Source organism: Poritiphilus flavus (genome assembly GCF_009901585.1).
Classification (GTDB): Bacteria; Bacteroidota; Bacteroidia; order Flavobacteriales; family Flavobacteriaceae; genus Poritiphilus; species Poritiphilus flavus.
This window is the reverse complement of the sequence record NZ_WXYO01000001.1, coordinates 680219-700112: the sequence shown is the minus strand read 5'-3', so window position 1 is coordinate 700112 and position 19894 is coordinate 680219. Positions and strand designations below refer to the sequence as shown.

Annotated in this window: 19 protein-coding genes; 12 read left to right on the top strand and 7 right to left on the bottom strand. The window is 44.2% G+C overall.

The features are described from left to right. Positions 1-8 precede the first annotated feature (8 nt). From dut to GTQ38_RS02865, 5 genes are all read left to right on the top strand, one after another. Positions 9-443: a dUTP diphosphatase gene (gene dut / locus GTQ38_RS02885; protein ID WP_161433779.1), complete on the top strand. Its 435-nt coding sequence runs from the start codon at positions 9-11 to the stop codon at positions 441-443. A gap of 79 nt (positions 444-522) precedes the next feature. Beyond that, on the top strand, positions 523-1401 hold the full coding sequence (locus tag GTQ38_RS02880; protein WP_161433777.1) for a tetratricopeptide repeat protein: 879 nt from the start codon (positions 523-525) through the stop codon (positions 1399-1401). A 4-nt stretch (positions 1402-1405) separates the two neighbouring features. Next, positions 1406-2194 (top strand): DUF4292 domain-containing protein, encoded by a 789-nt coding sequence (locus tag GTQ38_RS02875; protein ID WP_161433775.1) that lies wholly within the window; start codon positions 1406-1408, stop codon positions 2192-2194. Continuing rightward, positions 2191-3423 (top strand): murein hydrolase activator EnvC family protein, encoded by a 1233-nt coding sequence (locus GTQ38_RS02870; protein ID WP_161433772.1) that lies wholly within the window; start codon positions 2191-2193, stop codon positions 3421-3423. Before GTQ38_RS02875 ends, GTQ38_RS02870 begins: the two co-directional genes overlap by 4 nt. 9 nt (positions 3424-3432) lie before the next feature. After that, positions 3433-4269: an aldo/keto reductase gene (locus tag GTQ38_RS02865; RefSeq protein WP_161433771.1), complete on the top strand. Its 837-nt coding sequence runs from the start codon at positions 3433-3435 to the stop codon at positions 4267-4269. A gap of 10 nt (positions 4270-4279) precedes the next feature. On the opposite strand, the gene GTQ38_RS02860 is transcribed toward GTQ38_RS02865, so the two are convergent. Then, a complete protein-coding gene (locus GTQ38_RS02860) occupies positions 4280-4795 on the bottom strand; it encodes an acyl-CoA thioesterase (RefSeq protein WP_161433769.1) in 516 nt (171 codons plus the stop codon). Between the two features lie 55 nt (positions 4796-4850). Then, the gene (locus GTQ38_RS02855; RefSeq protein ID WP_161433767.1) at positions 4851-5795 is read right to left on the bottom strand and encodes an HU domain-containing protein; all 945 of its coding nucleotides are present in this window, start codon (positions 5793-5795) and stop codon (positions 4851-4853) included. Between the two features lie 105 nt (positions 5796-5900). On the opposite strand from GTQ38_RS02855, the gene dprA reads away from it, so the two are divergent. Together dprA and GTQ38_RS02845 are read left to right on the top strand one after the other, a co-directional pair. After that, positions 5901-7004 (top strand): DNA-processing protein DprA, encoded by a 1104-nt coding sequence (gene dprA, locus GTQ38_RS02850; protein ID WP_161433765.1) that lies wholly within the window; start codon positions 5901-5903, stop codon positions 7002-7004. Positions 7005-7501: 497 nt separating this feature from the next. Continuing rightward, positions 7502-7786, top strand: a complete 285-nt coding sequence (locus GTQ38_RS02845; RefSeq protein ID WP_161433763.1) for a hypothetical protein — start codon at positions 7502-7504, stop codon at positions 7784-7786. A gap of 926 nt (positions 7787-8712) precedes the next feature. Here GTQ38_RS02845 and trpS read toward each other — a convergent pair. Then, positions 8713-9681, bottom strand: coding sequence for a tryptophan--tRNA ligase (trpS, locus tag GTQ38_RS02840; protein ID WP_161433761.1), 969 nt, complete (start codon positions 9679-9681; stop codon positions 8713-8715). Between the two features lie 72 nt (positions 9682-9753). Here trpS and GTQ38_RS02835 point away from each other — a divergent pair, with 72 nt between their 5' ends. Further along, positions 9754-10491 (top strand): lysophospholipid acyltransferase family protein, encoded by a 738-nt coding sequence (locus GTQ38_RS02835; RefSeq protein WP_161433759.1) that lies wholly within the window; start codon positions 9754-9756, stop codon positions 10489-10491. 133 nt (positions 10492-10624) lie between these two features. Here GTQ38_RS02835 and GTQ38_RS02830 read toward each other — a convergent pair whose 3' ends face one another. The 4 genes from GTQ38_RS02830 to recA form a co-directional block, all read right to left on the bottom strand. Continuing rightward, on the bottom strand, positions 10625-12178 hold the full coding sequence (locus GTQ38_RS02830) for an outer membrane beta-barrel protein (RefSeq protein ID WP_161433758.1): 1554 nt from the start codon (positions 12176-12178) through the stop codon (positions 10625-10627). Positions 12179-12189: 11 nt separating this feature from the next. Continuing rightward, positions 12190-12720 carry an RNA polymerase sigma factor gene (locus tag GTQ38_RS02825; protein ID WP_161433756.1) on the bottom strand — a complete coding sequence of 177 codons (531 nt, stop codon included), beginning with the start codon at positions 12718-12720 and terminating at the stop codon, positions 12190-12192. A gap of 42 nt (positions 12721-12762) precedes the next feature. Further along, entirely contained in the window at positions 12763-13176 is a 414-nt protein-coding gene (locus GTQ38_RS02820; protein WP_238857757.1) for a hypothetical protein, read from the bottom strand. A 98-nt stretch (positions 13177-13274) separates the two neighbouring features. Further along, positions 13275-14282, bottom strand: coding sequence for a recombinase RecA (gene recA / locus GTQ38_RS02815; protein ID WP_161433754.1), 1008 nt, complete (start codon positions 14280-14282; stop codon positions 13275-13277). 355 nt (positions 14283-14637) lie between these two features. Here recA and trhO point away from each other — a divergent pair, with 355 nt between their 5' ends. The 4 genes from trhO (at position 14638) to GTQ38_RS02795 (ending at position 19788) form a co-directional block, all read left to right on the top strand. Continuing rightward, positions 14638-15669: an oxygen-dependent tRNA uridine(34) hydroxylase TrhO gene (trhO, locus tag GTQ38_RS02810; RefSeq protein WP_161433752.1), complete on the top strand. Its 1032-nt coding sequence runs from the start codon at positions 14638-14640 to the stop codon at positions 15667-15669. A gap of 127 nt (positions 15670-15796) precedes the next feature. Beyond that, on the top strand, positions 15797-16960 hold the full coding sequence (locus GTQ38_RS02805; protein ID WP_161433751.1) for a PSP1 domain-containing protein: 1164 nt from the start codon (positions 15797-15799) through the stop codon (positions 16958-16960). Continuing rightward, on the top strand, positions 16953-17435 hold the full coding sequence (locus GTQ38_RS02800; RefSeq protein ID WP_161433749.1) for a gliding motility lipoprotein GldH: 483 nt from the start codon (positions 16953-16955) through the stop codon (positions 17433-17435). Before GTQ38_RS02805 ends, GTQ38_RS02800 begins: the two co-directional genes overlap by 8 nt. A 4-nt stretch (positions 17436-17439) precedes the next feature. Continuing rightward, positions 17440-19788 (top strand): penicillin-binding protein 1A, encoded by a 2349-nt coding sequence (locus GTQ38_RS02795; RefSeq protein ID WP_161433747.1) that lies wholly within the window; start codon positions 17440-17442, stop codon positions 19786-19788. Positions 19789-19894 lie beyond the last annotated feature (106 nt).

Genomic DNA, 19894 nt, shown 5'->3' with positions numbered 1-19894 from the left:
AAAAGGGCATGAAAGTTAAGATCATCAATAACTCGCGTCACGCTTTACCTCATTATGAATCCGATGCTTCTGCCGGGATGGACCTGAGAGCCAATATTTCCGCATCAGTTACGTTAGAACCTTTAGAGCGCACTATTATTAAAACCGGACTTTTTATCGAGCTTCCCATCGGGTTTGAGGCTCAGGTAAGACCTCGAAGCGGCCTTGCCGCGAAAAAGGGGATTACAGTATTGAATGCTCCGGGGACCATAGACGCGGATTACCGTGGGGAAATTGGTGTAATCCTTGTGAACCTTTCTTCAGAAGCCTTTACTGTTGAAGATGGCGAGAGGATCGCCCAGTTGGTCATCGCGAGGCACGAAAGGATAGAGTGGGTTGAAGATCAGGAACTCACAGAAACCGAACGGGGATCCGGCGGTTTTGGCAGTACGGGCACCAAATAGTTAAGCCACCTCCCAGTGCTTCCTGAAGAACTATAATTGCTATATGAAAAATCGATTTTACATCTTATTTTTCTTGTGCATGGCACTTTCTCTTTTACAGGGTTTCGCCCAGGAGGATGAGGAAAGCGCTGAGGTATTTCTGGAGGATTATACCGATGAATTTCAGGAAAATTTCTTCGAAGCCCTGAAACAAAAAGGGATTGAAAATTATGATAAGGCGATCAACAGGCTTTTGGAGTGCAAAAGACTGGATGAGGAAAACCGCGTGGTGGATCACGAGCTTGCCAAAGTCTATCTTGCAGACCGTCAATTGGTTAAAGCACTTGATTATGGCATAATAGCACTAAATTCCGAACCGGAAAACCTGTGGTATCTGAACACATTAGTGGAGATTGTACAAAAACAGGGAAGTACCATAGATCATCTTAAAAACGAGATCCCGCTTGAGAACGTAAAACTAAAAGAGCATCTGGCCCTGATCTATTACGACCGCAAAGATTATCAGAATGCACTGGCGATCTTGAAACAGTTGAAAAGCAGTTCTTTTTCAGAAGATCTGACGCTCAAGATCCGGGATTCACTTCAAAAAAAGGAGATCAAAAAAGAAAAAAGACCCGAAGCTGTTGAAAATACTGAGGCGGGCACGGTAGAAGGCTACCGGATCAGGATCTCGGAAATGATCGAAAAGTCGGATTTCAAAGGCCTGAAGCAATTGGCAACGGAGGCCGTGGACAATTTTCCTTCTCAACCCTTTTTCTACTATGCACAGGGATTGGCACTACATAAAACAGGCCAGAGTAAGCAGGCGATCGGGCCCCTGGAATCCGCATTGGATTATCTGCTGGACGATATCCCCCTGGCCAATAAGATATACAGTGAATTGGCAAGTTGTTACAAGGCCCTGGGAAATTCTTCGAAGGCAAATATGTATCTTAGTAAAATAAAATCGGGTTCTTAGCGAGATGGTACCAAATCTGACATCCTATTTAAGAATAATTATGGTTTGCGCCCTGCTAATGGCTTTCTCAGCCTGCAAATCAACCAGGATTACAGCAGGTGGCACAGCGAACGAGAAACTTTCTACCCGGGCGATCATAAAAAACCATTATAAAAATCAACCCGAATTCAGGACCCTAAGTGCCCGAATGAAAATCGATTATAACGATGGAGGTTCATCAAAGAGTGTAGGAGTAAGTCTCAGGATAGAGAAAGATAAAACTATCTGGCTCAGTGCTCCTCTTGGAGTCATTAAGGCCTATATCAGCCCGGAGCGGGTTTCCTTCTATAACAAACTTCAGAATGAGTATTTCGATGGTGACTTCGGCTACCTGAGCAACCTATTGGGCGTAGAGCTAGACTATGGGAAGGTGCAAAACCTCCTATTGGGCCAGGCCCTTTTTGACCTCAGAGAAGAGAAGTACGATTCCAGGGTCAATGATGGTAACTATCAACTGCAACCCGAAGAGTCACTTGCCTTGTACAAGGCGTTATTTCAGATAGAGCCGGCAAACTTCAGAATGGCCGTCCAACAATTGTCCCAACCCCTGAAAAAGCGGCTTCTTGAGATCAACTACAAGAATTATCAGGAAAAGGAAACCCACGTCGTTCCTAACGAGGTTGGTATTATAGCCATAGATGATGAGGAAAGGACTACGATCGGGATTACTTACAGGAACATTGAATTTAATCGGGATCTGAACTTTCCTTATAAGATCCCTAAGGGTTTTGATGAAATTGAGTTGAGTAAATGAGCCGGATTCCAAAACACAGTGGATTTACCATTTTTTGCTGCCTGCTGCTGCTAGGGTTTCTCTCCTATGGACAGACCGGTGAGCAAAAGGAACTTGAAGCCAGAAGAGCTCAACTACAAAAGGAAATCAAAGACATAAACCGCTTATTGTTCGCGGAGAAAAAGCAAAAAGGGACCGTTTTGGATCAGATGGAAGGTCTGGATCAGAAGATCAATGTGCGGCAGGAACTTATTCGGGTCACCAACCGACAGTACAATCTCCTAAACCGGCAGATAAACGCCAATATCAGGAATATCAGCAAGCTTCGCGAAGACCTGGAAAGTCTGAAGGAGGAATACGCGCACATGATCCGCAAGTCTTATCAGAATCGTTCACAACAAAGCAGGATACTCTTTTTACTCTCTTCGGAGAATTTTTTCCAGGCCTTTAAAAGATTGCAGTACCTAAAGCAATACACCAAATTCAGGAAGGAACAGGGCGAACAGATCGTTGCCAAGACCGAAGAACTTACAGCACTGAACCGCGATCTGGGAGAACAACGCAAGGAAAAAGAACAACTCATAGTTGAGAACAAAAGAGCCAGGGCCCAAATGATGAAAGAGATCAAGGCCCAGAAAGAATTGCTGAAAACCATAAGGCAAAATGAAAGTAAATACGCCTCAGCAATAGATAAGAAGAAAAAAGAGGCACGGGAAATAGACCGCCAGATCGAGCGGCTTATCCGAAGCGCCATTGCGGCCTCAAATAAAAAAGCGGGTAAGACAACCAGCTCCGCTAGCAAATTTGTTTTAACCCCGGAAGCGGCCCTGGTAGCCGATAATTTTTCAGCCAACAAGGGAAAATTGATCTGGCCTGTGGCCAAAGGGATCAAAAAACAAGGTTTTGGGATCTACAAGGACGCGGTATATCCAGGAATTAAACATCAGAGCAATGGGGTGATCATTGCGACGGACAAAGGAGCCCGGGCCCGGGCGGTTTTTGAGGGGGAGGTGATCGCGATATTGGCGATTCCCGGGGGTAGCAAAGGAGTACAGATCAAGCACGGCAATTACATCAGTACTTACTATAACCTCTCTAACCTTTATGTGAAGAAAGGAGATAAGGTAGCTACAAAAGACGAATTAGGAGAAATATATACCAATCGGTTTAACGGTCTTACCCAGCTTAAGTTCTATTTGTACAAGGATGCCACCAGGCTTAACCCGGAAGACTGGATTTACCGACTCTAACAGCACTATATGAAACAAATAACTGACCTACAAGGAACCTTTACATTACATAACGGAGTAGCAATGCCTTATTTTGGGCTTGGAGTTTATTTGTCAGAAGATGGACAGGAGGTTGTCAATGCGGTCAAATGGGCCATAGAAGCCGGATACCGCCACGTAGATACCGCTTCTATTTATAATAACGAAGAAGGCGTAGGACGAGGTATCAAAGAAAGCCCGGAAGCTCGCGAGAATATCTTTGTAGTAAGTAAGGTTTGGAATAATGATCAGGGATATGACAGCACTCTAAAGGCATTTGACGCCAGTATGAAGCGGCTGGATCTGGATTATCTGGACCTCTACCTGGTACATTGGCCTGTGGCGGGCAAATACAAGGAAACCTGGAAAGCCCTGGAGCAGCTTTACAAAGAGAAGCGGGTAAGGGCCATAGGGGTGAGCAATTTTCTTCAGCATCACCTTGAAGACCTGATGACAGGGGTAGAGATTGTTCCCATGGTTAACCAAATGGAATTTCACCCTTATTTGGTGCAGCAGGAATTGTTGGATTTTTGCCAAAAACATCAGATCCAATACGAAGCCTGGTCTCCAATGATGCAGGGAAAGATCTTCGGCATGGAAACCTTTCAAAAACTGGCTAAGAAGTATGGAAAGAGTATTGCCCAGGTTGTGTTGCGCTGGAACCTTCAGAAAGGGGTGATCACCATCCCAAAATCTTCCAAACGGGAAAGAATTATTGCCAATGCGGATATTTTTGACTTCGCTCTGGAAGAAGAAGACGTGAAATATCTTGACAGCATGGATAGAGGTCAGCGCTTTGGGCCGGATCCCGATAATTTTGACTTCTGACTTGTTGTGATCAGTCGTTTAGAAATAATGCCTTGAGCTCGGTGGCGTCTCCGGGGGCCATTTTCCCTGCAAGTACCAGGCTGAGTTGTTTTCTTCTCAATGCTCCGTCAAAACGTTCCTTTTCCAGTTCTGTTTCCGGGACAAGAGGAGGGACAGCGGTAGGTTTTCCGGTTTCATCCACAGCCACAAAAGTATAGATTGCTTCGTTTGCTTTACTTCTCTCCCCGCTAAAGCGATCTTCCATCCAAACATCCAGATATACTTCCATAGAGGTTTTGAAGGTTCTGGAGATAGCGGCCTCAATGGTAAGCACACTGCCAAGCGGAACAGATCTGTTGAATGCAACGTGGTTTACCGAAGCAGTAACGGTAATACGGCGGCTATGTCTTCTGGCGGCAATACTGGCGGCCCTGTCCATTCTGGCCAGAAGTTCACCACCGAAAAGATTGTTTAAAGGGTTAGTCTCCCCTGGCAGGACCATATCGGTCATGACCGTTCGGGAGTCTTTGGGCGTTTTAGATTGCATGCAATAAATTTTCCGCAAAGATACAGCTTAAAAAAAGTAGAAAAAGGAAAGTAATCTATTTTGCAGATAAAAGCCAGGCGTCAGCAGATACCGTACGTTTTATTTTTCGAAGGTTCCTTAGCGCTTCCTCCGGATCTTCGTAGCTTCCGTAGGTAACCTGGTGAAGTCCGTATTTGTTCACCCCAAGATAGGCAGCATTGAATCCTCTTCGCTTTAGGGATCGCACTTTCTTATCCGCATTTTCCTTTACTCTGAAAGCACCTGCAATGATGTGATGGTTGCCTTTGTTTCTTTTGGTGACCTCCAGTTTCAATACGGGTAACTCCAGGGGTTTGGTATCAAAAAAAGTGGCCTCCTGTATGTTCTTGGAAACCAATTCCTGGGCCTCCTCGCGGACTACAGAAGTTGTATCCATGGTATCATTGTAAAACCGATACCCCGTAAGGCCAGTGGATAAGGCTAGCAACAAAATGGCCGCATACTTTAAATAAGGCCTGAAATTGTACTGCTTTCGTTCTTCAGGAGTAATGATGAAGGGAATTTTTTCCTCAAGTTCTACTACTTCCTCTTTTAGAACTTCCCTGGTAACAGGAGTGGATACGAACGAAGAAAAACCATAGGATGCCGTAAGGTAGTTAACCTCATAGGATGGCTGAAACTGTATTTTTGTTTCCCGGTTTAACCATAATTCTCCAATATTGGGGAATTTTATTCGTGCCCCGCTACGAAGTTTTAATCGCCATTCCTTAGCGGTTTCCAGGGTACTGCTAAGTACCTCTTCGTAGGTGCGACCTTCCGCCCCAGCGATATAAGAGACCAAAAGCCCGTCATTAGACGCCAATTGCTCGTTAAAAGAGATCACCTTGGAAGGAGGATGAAAAACATGGGAATTGCTATCTATAACCGCAGATTTAGTCTGTGTCAGGAAGGCCCCAAAGTCCGGCACAACCACACAATTATAGCGATATAACAGCTCTTCTATATAATTTTCTATTCCCATTAACGCAAATATGAAAAAAAATTACAGGGCTTCAAACTACCTTTCATAACTTTTTATTAACACAAGATCGGCATTTTTTTGTGAATAACTCTAGATATAACGTAAATGACAGCTAGTGAATTGCTTTCGGCATTAAGATTACAGAGAATCCCAAATATTGGGGACATAACAGCTAAAAAGCTTATAAGTTACTGCGGAAGTCCTGAGGCGGTTTTTTCAGACAGCAAAAGAAGTCTCTCAAAAATTGAGGGAATAGGGACATTTACCCTTCATGAATTGCACAAAAAGACATACCTGGCCGAAGCCGAAGCAGAGTACAATTTTATAAGATCCAACAAATTTGATGTCGCCCTATTTACGGATGTGGAATATCCTGATTACCTAAAACATTGTTCCGATGGCCCCTTTCTGTTATTCATGAAGGGAAATATTAGACTGGAGAATAAAAGAGTGCTAAGTGTGGTCGGGACACGTACACCCAGCCCAAATGGAAAGGCTTTTTGCGAAAAGTTCATTGAGGAACTCGCTCCCTTTAATCCTGTTGTGGTGAGCGGTTTTGCCTATGGTATAGACATTGCCATTCAGAAAGCTGCTATGCAGGCTAATCTTCAAACCATAGGTTGCCTGGCACATGGGCTAAATCAGATCTACCCAAAGCCGCATAAGAAATATCAGGCCTCCGTTGAGGTCAATGGAGGTTTTGTTACCGAATTCTGGAGCAGCAGTATCCCGGACAGAATGCATTTTCTCCGGCGGAATCGGATCATTGCCGGAATGAGTGAGGCAACAGTTGTGGTAGAATCTGCAGATAAAGGCGGGAGCCTGGTGACCGCAGCTCTTGCGAATAGTTACAATCGGGAGGTATTTGCCGTACCTGGCCGGGTTTCAGACAAGTTCAGTCAGGGCTGTAATCAACTGATCAAAGGTCATCGTGCTCAGCTCATAACTTCGGCCGCAGACCTCATTTATTTGATGAATTGGGATAAGGACACAATGGTGAAAAAACCCCGGCAGCAGTCTTTATTCACCGAAATGAACGATAAGGAAAAACACATCTATGAATATCTCACTAAGCACGGGAAGCAATTACTGGACACCATAGCCTTGGAGTGCCGTTTGCCTGTATATAAGGTTAGTTCTTCTTTATTTGAGATGGAAATGCAGGGTTGGGTGCGATGTTTGCCGGGTAAGATGTTTGAGGCGGTTTAGATTTATTATTCCTTTTTGCTTTGCAAAACCGATCTCGCAACTTCGCCATCCTTTCATTACGACGGGATGGCACCAGTCAAAGCTTTCTCGATCTATTCTTTGGAAAAGGAAACCCAAAACCATAAAGTCCTTCCCTTTTGGTTATAAATTTTCTTAAAAGTCGAATAATGCCGAAGGAAATCGGCATACTTTTCAGTTTTGATAGAAATTAGGCTGGTTTCACTATGGCCAAGGGAAGTTATCCAAAGAGCATTTTGCAAAGCAAAAGCGGCCTGGATAACGCGGAAGTGAAAGCCGCCGTCTATTTCAAGAAACTGAAAATAAGCCTAGACTTTTTTGTTTCTTTTTTGGGCGATGCAAAAAAGAACATTTATCCCAGCAATCACAGGATGGTATATTCATTTCTTTTGCTTACCCAAAAGAAACGAATCAAAGAAAAGGGAACTTCTCCGTATGTATTTTCACAGTTAGCGCGGATTTGCAATCCGTGCTTGTAATTGTCAGACGCTAAGACTTTCTATCTGGCTTTTCATTTTCTTTGCTTGTCCAAAGAAAACGAAACAAAAGAAAAGACACTTTTTGGAGAGGCATTTTTAAAGCTCCGCTTTAAAACCGAAGCCATTCTTCTAAATCGCCTCCAGGGCTTCGGCGATTCTTTACGAAGCTTGCCTCCTATGCTGCCCAAAAAGACTTGGCATTCATCAAAGCTTTTAGTACTAAAGTTAGCCGAAGGTTTTTCAGAAATAACGGTGCTGCAAGCGAAAGTGCGTTCCGCCGTGTAGTTTTGTAAATCCAATTTTTAGAAATGCCAGCCAGGCGGAAGAGAGCATGTAGCGTTAGCAGCATCCGTGGTTTTGCTAACGGCAAAAATTTCCTAAAAATCTTCTTGAACTTTTAGTTCTTTTGTTTCAAGACAAAAGAACATCAAGAAGAAGTTACTTAGAGGGTAAAAATGCGGGGCGGGTGCGATGTTTGCCGGGCAAGATGTTTGAGGCTTTATAGGTTTTCTTTTCCTTTTTGCTTGTCCAAAAAGGAATGCAAAAAGGAAACCCACAACCATAAAGAGCTTCCCTTTTGGTTATAAATTTTCTTAAAAGTCGAATAATGCCGAAGGAAATCGGCATACTTTTCAGTTTCGATAGAAATTAGGCTGGTTTCACTATGGCCAAGGGAAGTTATCCAAAGAGCATTTTGCAAAGCAAAAGCGGCCTGGATAACGCTGATGTGAAAGCCGCCGTCTATTTCAAGAAACTGAAAATAAGCCTAGACTTTTTTTGTTTCTTTTTTGGGCGATGCAAAAAAGAAAGGGCAGCTATTTGGTTCGGTATTTTCTATTCATTTCTTCGCTTATACTTCGGAGAAGGAAGCTCCTCAATTAGGCTAAAGGTTTTTAATGAAGGTTTTTCAGAAATAGCGGTGCTGCCAGCGGAAGTGCGTTCCGCCGCTACCGCGAGATTTTATCTCGTGGTAAATCTGCCTATAAAAAGCAATTACCGGGTTAGGCAGTATTTCCGCTTCTGTGAAAATCCGCACTCTCCAAAACTCTAACTTAAACTCTTGAAGAGATGAACTTAAGTTTTTGGATAGTTTAAGTTAAAGATTTGCAGTTGATCGTTTGGACGATCAGCTGGTTTTTTGTCAAGATATTCCTTGATCGCAGCTTTCCTTAAAAATCCTATTACTGAACAAATCTTCTGAAAATAGAAAATCAGTAACCGATCTTCCCTCTTACCCTATTGAGTACCTCATCGGCTATCTTCCTGGCCTTTTCGGCACCGATCGCCAAGGCTTCATCTAATTCCCCAAGGTTGTTCATATAGTAATTGAATCGCTCCCTGGGTTCCTCATATTTCTTTAAGATCAGTTCGTACAATGCCTGTTTGGCATGTCCGTATCCGTAATTTCCGCCGAGGTAATTGGCTTTCATTGCCTCAACTTCTTCATCTGAGGCCAGGATACGATACAGGGCAAAAACATTGTCTGTATCCGGATCTTTAGGTTCCTCCAGAGGGGTGCTGTCCGTAACAATACCCATGATCTGCTTTCTTAGCTGTTTATCAGCCTGGAAGATATTGATAAGGTTCCCTTTACTCTTACTCATTTTTTCACCGTCCGTACCGGGAATGTACATGGTTTCTTTTTGAACCTGGGCCTCAGGTAAAACAAAGGTTTCCCCCATTTGGGCATGGAATCGGGAGGCCATATCACGGGTCATTTCCAAATGCTGCAACTGGTCCTTACCCACGGGAACAATATGAGCATCGTACAACAAGATATCCGCTGCCATGAGTACGGGATAGGTAAATAAACCTGCGTTTACATCCTCAAGCCTGTCGGCCTTATCCTTAAAGGAATGGGCCAGGGTAAGCCTTTGATAGGGAAAGAAGCAACTTAAATACCATGCGAGTTCAGTCACCTGAGGAACATCACTTTGCCTGTAAAAAACAGTCTTTGAGATATCGAGGCCAAAGGCCAACCAGGTAGCGGCCGTGGCATAGGTGTTATGCCTGAGCTCATCCCCATTTTTGATCTGTGTCAGGGAATGCATATCCGCAATAAACAGGAAAGATTCGTTGGCGGGATTGCTTGCCATTTCAATAGCCGGGACAATCGCCCCTAATATATTTCCCAAATGCGGAGTGCCTGTACTCTGTATGCCCGTTAAGATTCTGGCCATGCGATAATTTTACTTAAGGGACAAAAGTAAAAGAAATACCATAACCCTGCTAAAATTGTTACTTTTGATTTTATGCTATCCCTGCTGAAAAAAATTGGTCAAACCCTTTACCGGATTTGGTTTTATGTTTTGGTAGCTCTTCCCATTTTTATTTGCTTCCCTTTGCTGTTATTATTTACATTTTCAGAGAAAACCTATGCTCAGTTTTTTTGGATGGCACGTAATATATGGGCTAATACCATACTTTATGGCATGGGCTGCATTCCACGTATTACCAGGGAGCAAAAGATGGAAAAAGGCAAGAGCTATATGCTGGTTGCCAATCACACCAGTATGTTAGATATTATGATGATGCTCAAAACAAGCAAAAACCCTTTTGTCTTTGTGGGCAAAAAGGAGCTGGTGAAGATCCCGGTCTTTGGCTTTTTCTACAAAAGGGTTTGTATTATGGTAGACCGTGGGGATAGCGGAAGCCGTTCGGCGGTTTACAGGAGGGCTCAGCGCAGGTTAAATCAGGGATTGAGTATCTGCATTTTTCCGGAAGGAGGCGTTCCGGACGAGAAGGTTTTACTGGACGATTTCAAAGACGGGGCGTTTAAAATGGCTATAGCTCACCAGATTCCTGTTGTCCCCATTACATTTTACGATAACAAAAAGAGGTTTTCTTTTAGCTTTTTTAGCGGAGGCCCCGGTCCCTGTCGGGTTAAGGTGCATAAATTCTTTGAAACACAAAAGCTTCAAGAGGATCAGAAAGTCACACTGAGAGAGCGTGTAAGAAAGGAAATTCTTCAGGAATTGCAGGCTGGTTAGGGGATTAAAATACTAATTGGTATATGATAAAAATTAAGAAAAGCGCCCTGCTAAAACAGGGCGCTGAAGGGTGCTACCGCTTTAAACGGTAACTAACCTAACCAACATTCTCAATTTCACAGCAATTTCTATTCTAGAATTTCAGATTAACCCCGCTGTACACTCCCACAGTGAATGGTTGGAAGTTTCCGGCTGAATCTGAAAATGTATTTAATTGATATTTGAACATCGGTTCTACATTAACCTGCATTTTAGGGGATACCTGGTAATTAAGACCAAAACCGATATTGGTACTAAAATTCAGGGAATTGATGTTGTTCGCCTCACCCATTTGAGTGCTACCACCATCCGCTTCCAGGGATACCGAATTATCTACCAGGAAAAGGGAACTTACACCACCTATGACGTTTACTCCGAATTTTTTGTCCACAAGGGCATAGTTCAGTTCAAGAGGGACTTCCAGGTAGCCAAATTGCTGCACCATGATACCATCACGAGAGGGATCTAAGGCAGCTACTTCGGCACTGTTCAATGCAAATTCCGCGGAAGGCTGTCCGCTGGCACTACTTTCAACAACCAGATTCTTGGAGGACCTGGTATAATCAATATTGTTGATCTGCGTATTTGCAGACGCAGATAAGGAGGAAGTGAAGGATACATCGTTGGTATCGTACCCATAATCTACCTTGTGGATTCCGGACCGCACACTGAGTTTTTTGGAAAGTTCGTAGGTAACCGAAAGACCATAACTCAAATTGATATTCCCCGATTTTGAGTTCGCTACAAAATTGGAGTGTATGGGAGAACCTTCACCAAAAGAATCGAAATAGACTGGTGCCACAGTTGGCCCAACAGACCATTTGGATTCTTTAGACTCGGCTATGGCTTCCTGATCTTCTTGCTGGATCTCATCAAAAATGGATTTCTTTTTTGAATCATCCAATGCTACAGCCTCCTCAGTTTCCTGGTTTTGCTCTGCTTCTTTCCCAGGCATTACCTCCTGGTTCCGGGCTATTTCCTTACTATCAGCAGGAACAATAGCTTCTGCATCTGTTTCCTTGGCCTGAACCTCCTTTTGATCTACAACTGCAACGGCCGCTAATTCCGTATCTTTTTCCGTATCTGTTAACTCTGCATTCCTGATCTGTTGTGCTGTTTGCTCATCTGGACTCTTTGTATCTACCTGAGCAACTCCCTGATTAAGTGGACTCTCATTATCCTGACCTTTGATAACAGTGGCAGGTTCCGGTGCGTCATTTTGCTGGCCATTCTGTTCAGATGCCAGGGCGGGATCGTTAACCGCGCTGTTCAAAGGGGATGTGGCAGGAGTCGATTCGTTCCCCTTGTCGTCTGTGGTTGCGGTTGGATCATCTGTTTCCTCTACTTCAGAGGAAGTCAAGGGATTTTCCTGTAATGGACTTTTAGGAGCATCCTGTGTCGCATTCTCCACATCGGTAACTGCAGGAGTATCAGCTTCTCCTTGCCCGAAAGGATTGATAATGTAAAACATTAGGGCCAGCAAGGCTGCGACCCCACCAAGTTTCCACCAGATAGGGATGACCCCTTTTCTTGATTTCTTCTGACGATCCAGGGAAGCGGAAATCGAGTTCCAGACCCTTTCGTCTGGGACTTCCCCGAAGTCCTTGAACTTCTCCCGGAATAGTTCGTCAATATTTTTCTTCTTCATGTCGTCTGGTATTAGGCGATATTGATATTTTCTTTTTTGATTTTTTCTTTCAGGATCGTCCTTGCCCGGGCAAGGTTAGATTTTGAGGTTCCTGTTGAGGTTCCCAATTGCTCACTGATCTCCTTGTGGGAGTACCCATCAAGGACATACATATTAAAAGTGAGTCGGTATTTGTTAGGGAGTTCCTGGATGTATCGAAGCAATGTGGAAAGGCTGATATCCAGGAATTCCGAATCAATTTCGATTTCTTCCTCGATATTCTCCGAAACCACATTGAGGTATTCTTCCTTTCTGTACTTTTGAAGCACTGTGTTTACAGTGATCCTTTTGATCCAGCCCTCAAAAGACCCCTTAAATTTATATTGCCCTATTTTGTCAAAAATGGTCATAAAACTGTCATGCAGATTATCCTCTGCTTCAGTCTTATTCCTGGAGTATTTCAGGCAGGTTCCAAAAAGCATTCCGGAATATTTCCGGTATAATTGTTCCTGTGCCTTTCTATCTCCTTTTTTACAATTATGTATGAGTTCTTCCAGACTCAAAATGTTGGCTAGATTATCTTCGGTCTAGTAGTTAATTCCTTTTTACAATACGGGAACCTCTATTTCTATAAATTCCGGTTCTCCATCCGCATCTTCCCCTGTCCAGAATCGGAATATGTAATCCTCGGAATGTAACACGATAAAATTAAAGGTTGCCTCAACTTCTTCCGCTTCTTGTGTACAGGCCGTATCTTGCAATTCAGATCCTACGGCTACAACATTTCTTACCGTGGTATCTGATTCACTTATATCAAATCCTTCGAAAAAAGTACAGCCGTTAGGCCTAACATAAGTTACTGAAATTTCGTAGGTCTGATTCTGGACAAATGACTCGGGTAATTCCGCGCTTACAATCTGTAAGGCGACAAAATTGAAATTAACTCCGTCGTCATCCAGGCTGCAAGATACCAGCGGAGCCGCCAGTACCAAAAGCAGTATCAACATCTTCTTCCTCATAATATTCTTATGTAATTTACCTTAAGATGAGGACTGAAGCCAAAGGTTGCTTAAAAAAACCAAAAACAAACCCTATTTGCTTTAGGGTTTACAGGGGTTTAGGCGGTAAGTGCGGCGATAGCTTCTTTTATTTTGCCTTCTAATTCCTCGGACAATTCGGGATTGTCCTGTAGCAAAGCCTTAACGGCATCCCTTCCCTGCCCGAGTTTGGTATCTCCATAGCTGAACCAGGAGCCGCTCTTCTTAACGATCTCATAGTCCACGCCAAGATCGAGGATCTCACCAATTTTTGAGATCCCTTCTCCGTACATGATGTCGAATTCCGCGGTTTTGAAAGGAGGCGCCACTTTATTCTTGACCACTTTGATCCGGGTCTTGTTTCCCTGAACACCACCATCGGTGTCTTTGATCTGTGTTGAGCGACGGATATCCAGCCTAACGGAGGCGTAGAATTTAAGGGCGTTACCACCGGTTGTGGTCTCCGGATTCCCGAACATCACCCCAATCTTTTCCCGCAATTGGTTGATAAAGATCACGGTACAACGGGTTTTGCTGATAGACCCCGTAAGTTTTCTCAGTGCCTGTGACATTAGTCTGGCATGAAGTCCCATTTTGGAATCTCCCATTTCACCTTCGATCTCGCTTTTGGGTGTCAATGCGGCTACCGAATCTATGATGACGATGTCTATTGCTCCTGAACGTATGAGGTTATCTGCTATTTCCAGTGCCTGCTCCCCGTGATCTGGCTGTGATATGATCAGGTTGTCTATATCCACTCCGAGTTTTGCCGCATAAAAGCGATCAAAGGCGTGTTCCGCATCAATAAAAGCAGCAATACCTCCATTTTTTTGGGCTTCTGCAATAGCGTGAAGCGTAAGGGTGGTCTTTCCGGAAGACTCCGGACCGTAAATTTCAATAACCCGTCCTCTCGGATAACCTCCTACTCCTAAAGCAATATCCAGGCCCAATGAACCAGATGGGATTACCTCTACATCCTCTACTACCGTGTCGCCCATTTTCATAACCGCGCCTTTGCCATAAGTCTTATCCAGCTTATCCAGAGTTAGTTTCAGGGCTTTTAATTTTGCTTCTTTCTCGCTGCTCATTTCAAATTCTTGTATAGTGTTAGGGGAGCTAAATTACCATTTCTTTTTGCATATCACAACGGCCCACGCAACCTTTTTGGAATTGCTACATCCAATGAATGAGTGTTCGTACTTAAACACAAAACATACCTTAGTTCCTGCGAACTTTGGGCAACGGTGGCCACCTTCTGAAACTTAGTTTCTATGAAAAAGAAAATATACTAGAAGTGGTCGGCAAAGAGTCCTGGTAACCCATTCAGGGCTCTTTTTCCGTTTATATGGTTCTCCGCCGAAATATCCTTATTTTTGCTGCAATTTTCTAGCAGGACGAAACATATTTCGCGCTGTTATCTTTCAACTTAATCATTGATATAGTATGCAACTGTACAATACATTAAGTGCGAAAGAAAGAGCTGCACTCATTGAAGAGGCGGGCAAGGACCGCCTAACCATCTCTTTCTACAAATACGCACACATTGGAAATCCGCAGATTTTAAGGAATTACCTCTACCTTGGATGGGACGCTCTGGAAGTGCTGGGCAGGATTTATATCGCCCGTGAAGGGGTGAACGCCCAATTATCCGTTCCGGCCGAAAACTTTGAGGCATTCAAGAACTTTTTGGATTCGGTTAGCTTCCTTGAAAACGTGCGCCTGAATATCGCCATTGAGCAGGACAATATGTCTTTTTTGAAATTAAAGGTCAAGGTGAGACATAAGATCGTGGCGGATGGTCTTAAGGATGATAGTTTTGATGTTACCGACAAAGGGATCCATGTAGGAGCGGCCCGCTTCAACGAATTGATTGAAGATCCGGATACGGTACTCGTAGACATGAGAAACCATTACGAAAGTGAGATCGGACATTTTAAGAATGCCGTTACCCCGGATGTGGATACATTCAGGGATTCGCTGGATCTCATTGAGGAGCAGTTGAAGGAACACAAGGAAGACAAAAATCTGGTGATGTATTGTACGGGAGGGATCCGTTGTGAAAAGGCTAGTGCCTACTACAAACACAAAGGTTTTAAGAAGGTTTATCAACTCGAAGGGGGTATCATTGAATATACCAGGCAGGTGCGGCAGGAGAATCTGGAAAACAAGTTTCTCGGAAAAAATTTCGTTTTTGATCACCGCAGGGGTGAGCGGATTTCTGAAGATGTGATCTCCAACTGCCACCAATGTGGGAAGCCCTGTGACACCCATGTCAATTGTGCTAATGAAGCCTGCCATCTTTTGTTTATTCAGTGTGATGACTGTGCTAAAAAAATGGATGATTGTTGTTCGGACGCCTGTAAAGAAGTGCATTCCTTACCGCTGGAAGAGCAAAAGAAACTTAGGAGAGGTAAGGAAGTGAGCAACAAGATCTTCAAAAAGGGTCGCTCGGAAGTGCTGAAATTCAAAAAGTGATTCCAAGTCCACTCCAGGGCAATGGCTTACTTTCGTTCCACGGCAAATTGTACTATCTTTACCCTTAATAATAATATGAACCTTTTTTTTCTGGGCCTCAGGCTCCGGAAGAATCAAGATACGAAATATGGGTTGTAACAGTTGTTCAACCGCTAAGGATGGACAACCAAGAGGATGCAGGAACAACGGCACCTGCGGCTCTGACGGTTGTAATAAATTAACGGTGTTTGATTGGCTTTCAAACATGTCCCTCCCAAATGGTGCCCAACCATTTGATTGTGTTGAAGTCCGATTTAAAAACAGTAGGAAGGAGTTCTTCAGGAACTCCGGAAACCTCTCGCTTTCCATAGGCGACATCGTCGCTACCCAGGCAAAATCCGGACATGATGTTGGAATAGTAACCCTGACCGGGGAACTGGTCAAGGTTCAAATGAAAAAGAAAAAGGTTGCCTCAGATGACGAGGAGCTCCCCAAAATTTATAGAAAAGCCACTCAAAAAGATATTGACAAGTGGCAGAAGTGCCGGAACAAGGAAGAGGAAATTAAAAAGCGCTCCCGCGAAATGGCCATTCTGCTCAGGTTGGAAATGAAGATCTCCGATGTGGAGTTTCAGGGAGACGGTTCTAAAGCTACCTTTTATTACACCGCCGAGGAACGGGTGGATTTCCGACAGCTCATTAAGGACATGGCCAAGGCCTTTGGGATACGAATAGAAATGCGGCAGATAGGTTACAGGCAGGAAGCACAACGCCTTGGCGGTGTTGGGTCCTGTGGCCGTGAGCTTTGCTGCTCTACCTGGCTTTCGGATTTCCGTTCGGTGAGCACGGCAGCGGCAAGATATCAACAACTTTCCCTAAATCCGCAGAAACTTGCAGGGCAATGTGGAAAACTGAAATGCTGCCTCAATTACGAACTGGATGTATACCTGGAGGCCCTGAAAGATTTTCCGTCCCAGGACAGTAAGCTGTTCACCGAAAAGGGACTGGCCTTTTGCCAGAAAACAGACATTTTTAAAGAAACACTTTGGTATGCATACAAGGATGAACCCTCTAACTGGCACGCGCTGACCAAAGACCAGGTTCATGAAATTCTGGAACGCAACAAAAAGAAAGAAAAAGTTGCCAGCCTGGAAGAATACGCTGCGGAGAACACCAATGACGATAATTTGATCTTCGAAAATGTGGTGGGACAAGATAGCCTCACCCGATTTGATCGGCCAAAACGCAGAAGAAAAAAAGGCAAGAACCAAAGACGTAGAAACCAGAAGAAAAAGTCGAGCAAGAATGCCTAGAACACTGCTTTTTCTGATGATTCTCACCCTGGGATGGTCCTGTACCGACAATCTGGTCGTTTCCCAATATCAAAGTACTACCAGAGGAAGCTGGAACAAGGACGACATCATAGCCTTTACATTTTCCGAAATAGATACCCTGGAGCATTACAATGTGTTTCTCAACGTTCGCAACGACGAGAGTTACCCGTTTAGCAATCTTTTCCTGATCACCGAATTAGACTTCCCCAACGGCCAAACGGTAAGGGATACGTTGGAGTACGAAATGGCCCTGCCAGACGGCCAATGGCTGGGAAAAGGTTTCGGAAGTATAAAAGAAAATAAGTTGTGGTATAAGGAAAACATCGTTTTTCCCGTTAATGGCGTATATACATTAAGTATTTCTCACGCGATGCGTAGAAATGGAAGTGTTGAAGGTATTGCGGAACTGCCCGGAATTACCGATGTAGGCTTCGAAATCGAAAAGCGCAACTAGAACAATGGCAAAATCCACAAAGAAAAAGATTACTAAAAATACCAATGGCTTCGGGAAATTTATCAAATGGTTCTGGATACTGTTTGCTTCAGGTGTCTTTCTCGTTGCCCTCGTCTTTTTACTCGCGTCCTGGGGGGCCTTTGGCGAAATGCCCACCTTTGAACGTTTAGAGAATCCACAGACCAATTTGGCAACGGAGATCTTATCTTCGGATGGGGAGACCCTCGGAAAATACTATCTGGATGACAACCGTACCGATGTGGCCTATGAGGACCTACCTCAAAATCTGGTACATGCCCTGGTAGCTACTGAAGATGCCAGATATTATGACCACGCTGGAATAGATGCCAGAGGTACCCTACGGGCTTTTGTATTCCTGGGTAAAAAAGGAGGAGCCAGTACCATTACCCAGCAATTGGCCAAACAATTATTTACCGGGCAGCGGGCCAGGGGATGGCAGCGCTATACTCAGAAAATAAAGGAATGGGTTATCGCAACGCGGCTGGAACGAAATTATACCAAGGAGGAGATCGTATCCATGTATATGAATATTTACGATTTCGGGAATAATGCTGATGGAATACGCTCTGCTGCCCGCATCTACTTCGGTAAAGAAGCGAAAGACCTCAAAACCGAAGAATCTGCGGTGCTCGTGGGAATGCTTAAGAACTCTTCTTTGTTCAATCCCATTAGAAGGGAAGAAATGGTTAAGTCCAGAAGAAACACCGTTCTGGGACAAATGGCCAAATACGGCTATATTTCCGAAAAAGAACGGGACTCCCTTCAGGACTTGAAAATGGACATCAACTTTAACCCTGAAAGCCATAGGGAAGGCCTGGCAACCTATTTCAGGATGTACCTTCAGGGCTTCCTGAAAGACTGGATAGATAAAAACCCCAAGCCGGCGCTGGAGGGAGAAAGGGATAGATGGAATATCTACCTGGACGGTCTCAAAGTGTATACTACTATTGATTCCCGTATGCAGAAGAATGCGGAAGAAGCGGTCGCAGAGCATATGAAGAATCTGCAAGCTGAGTTCTTTCACCAAAATACACCTCAACGCAATAGCACCGCCCCGTTTTTGGAGTTGACCCCGGAGGAGATCAGTCGAATTACGGAAAGGGCAATGAAGAATTCCGAACGCTGGAGAAAGATGAAGGCCGCCGGGAAGTCTGAAAGTGAGATCAGGACTTCATTTACCAAGAAAACGGAGATGACCGTCTTTGACTGGAATAGTGAAACCCGTGAGAAGGACACTGTAATGACCCCACTGGATTCTATCCGCTATTACAAAACATTTCTCAGGGCCGCTATGATGTCTATGGAGCCTCAGACAGGCCATGTAAAAGCCTGGGTAGGCGGCCTGAATTACAAACACTTTCAGTATGACAATGTGATTCAGGGAGCCAGGCAGGCAGGTTCTACTTTCAAACCCTTCATTTATGCCGCTGCCATAGATCAATTGCGTTATTCCCCTTGCGATTCTCTGCCGGACAGCCAGTACTGCATAGAAGCGGAAAAGCATGGCAATCCGGAACCCTGGTGTCCTAAAAACTCAGATGGCAAGTATTCTGGTAAGATGTTTACCTTAAAACACGCCCTTGCCAATTCCATCAACACGGTAACCGCCCAGCTCATAGACCGGGTAGGCCCTAAGCCGGTAGTTTCCATTGTAAAGAATCTTGGATTGACGAAGGAAATCCCCGAAGTCCCCAGTATTGCCCTGGGCACTCCGGATTTCAACGTCTACGAAATGGTTGGGGCTTACGGAACTTTTGTAAACCAGGGTGTTTATGTAAAACCGGTAATGGTAACCCGTATAGAGGACAAGAACGGAACGGTATTGTATGAATACGTTCCGGAAACCAGGGATGTGCTGAGCAAGGATGTGGCCTATGCCATGATAGATTTGATGAAAGGAGTAACCGAAGGTGGTTCGGGAACCAGGCTTAGACACACCTATAAAAAGAACACTACGGTCTATAAGGAGATCATAACCGGCTACCCTTATGAATTTACAAACCCTATTGCCGGGAAGACTGGAACCACTCAAAACCAGAGTGACGGTTGGTTTATGGGAATGGTCCCTAATCTGGTCACGGGAGTATGGGTAGGCGGCGAAGACCGGGCCGCACATTTTAGGACTATTGTCTATGGACAAGGGGCCTCTATGGCACTGCCAATATGGGCGCTTTATATGCAAAGGAATTACAAGAATAAGGATCTCGGAGTATCTGATGGTGCCTTCCCAGAACCGGAAGAATTGTCTATCAATGTAGATTGTACCAAGATCATTGAAGAAATACAACAGGAGATCGATACGGATAACGATCTGGAAGACCTGGACTTCTAGATTCAACATATTTAAGCCAGAACTTCCCGAAGAATTAATCCCGCTTTTTTGGCGGGATTTTTTTGTTAAAAACGTATTTTAGTAGACCGCAGAAATCTAGTTTTTG

Coding starts and splice junctions, on each gene's coding strand:
- GTQ38_RS02870 (WP_161433772.1), top strand. CDS start 2,191: ATGAGCCGGATTCCAAAACACAGTGGATTTACCATTTTTTGCTGCCTG.
- GTQ38_RS02830 (WP_161433758.1), bottom strand. CDS start 12,178: ATGAAGAAGAAAAATATTGACGAACTATTCCGGGAGAAGTTCAAGGAC.
- GTQ38_RS02835 (WP_161433759.1), top strand. CDS start 9,754: ATGCTATCCCTGCTGAAAAAAATTGGTCAAACCCTTTACCGGATTTGG.
- GTQ38_RS02860 (WP_161433769.1), bottom strand. CDS start 4,795: ATGCAATCTAAAACGCCCAAAGACTCCCGAACGGTCATGACCGATATG.
- dut (WP_161433779.1), top strand. CDS start 9: ATGAAAGTTAAGATCATCAATAACTCGCGTCACGCTTTACCTCATTAT.
- trpS (WP_161433761.1), bottom strand. CDS start 9,681: ATGGCCAGAATCTTAACGGGCATACAGAGTACAGGCACTCCGCATTTG.
- GTQ38_RS02800 (WP_161433749.1), top strand. CDS start 16,953: ATGCCTAGAACACTGCTTTTTCTGATGATTCTCACCCTGGGATGGTCC.
- GTQ38_RS02805 (WP_161433751.1), top strand. CDS start 15,797: ATGGGTTGTAACAGTTGTTCAACCGCTAAGGATGGACAACCAAGAGGA.
- GTQ38_RS02880 (WP_161433777.1), top strand. CDS start 523: ATGGCACTTTCTCTTTTACAGGGTTTCGCCCAGGAGGATGAGGAAAGC.
- GTQ38_RS02795 (WP_161433747.1), top strand. CDS start 17,440: ATGGCAAAATCCACAAAGAAAAAGATTACTAAAAATACCAATGGCTTC.
- dprA (WP_161433765.1), top strand. CDS start 5,901: ATGACAGCTAGTGAATTGCTTTCGGCATTAAGATTACAGAGAATCCCA.
- GTQ38_RS02855 (WP_161433767.1), bottom strand. CDS start 5,795: ATGGGAATAGAAAATTATATAGAAGAGCTGTTATATCGCTATAATTGT.
- trhO (WP_161433752.1), top strand. CDS start 14,638: ATGCAACTGTACAATACATTAAGTGCGAAAGAAAGAGCTGCACTCATT.
- recA (WP_161433754.1), bottom strand. CDS start 14,282: ATGAGCAGCGAGAAAGAAGCAAAATTAAAAGCCCTGAAACTAACTCTG.
- GTQ38_RS02875 (WP_161433775.1), top strand. CDS start 1,406: ATGGTACCAAATCTGACATCCTATTTAAGAATAATTATGGTTTGCGCC.
- GTQ38_RS02865 (WP_161433771.1), top strand. CDS start 3,433: ATGAAACAAATAACTGACCTACAAGGAACCTTTACATTACATAACGGA.
- GTQ38_RS02820 (WP_238857757.1), bottom strand. CDS start 13,176: ATGAGGAAGAAGATGTTGATACTGCTTTTGGTACTGGCGGCTCCGCTG.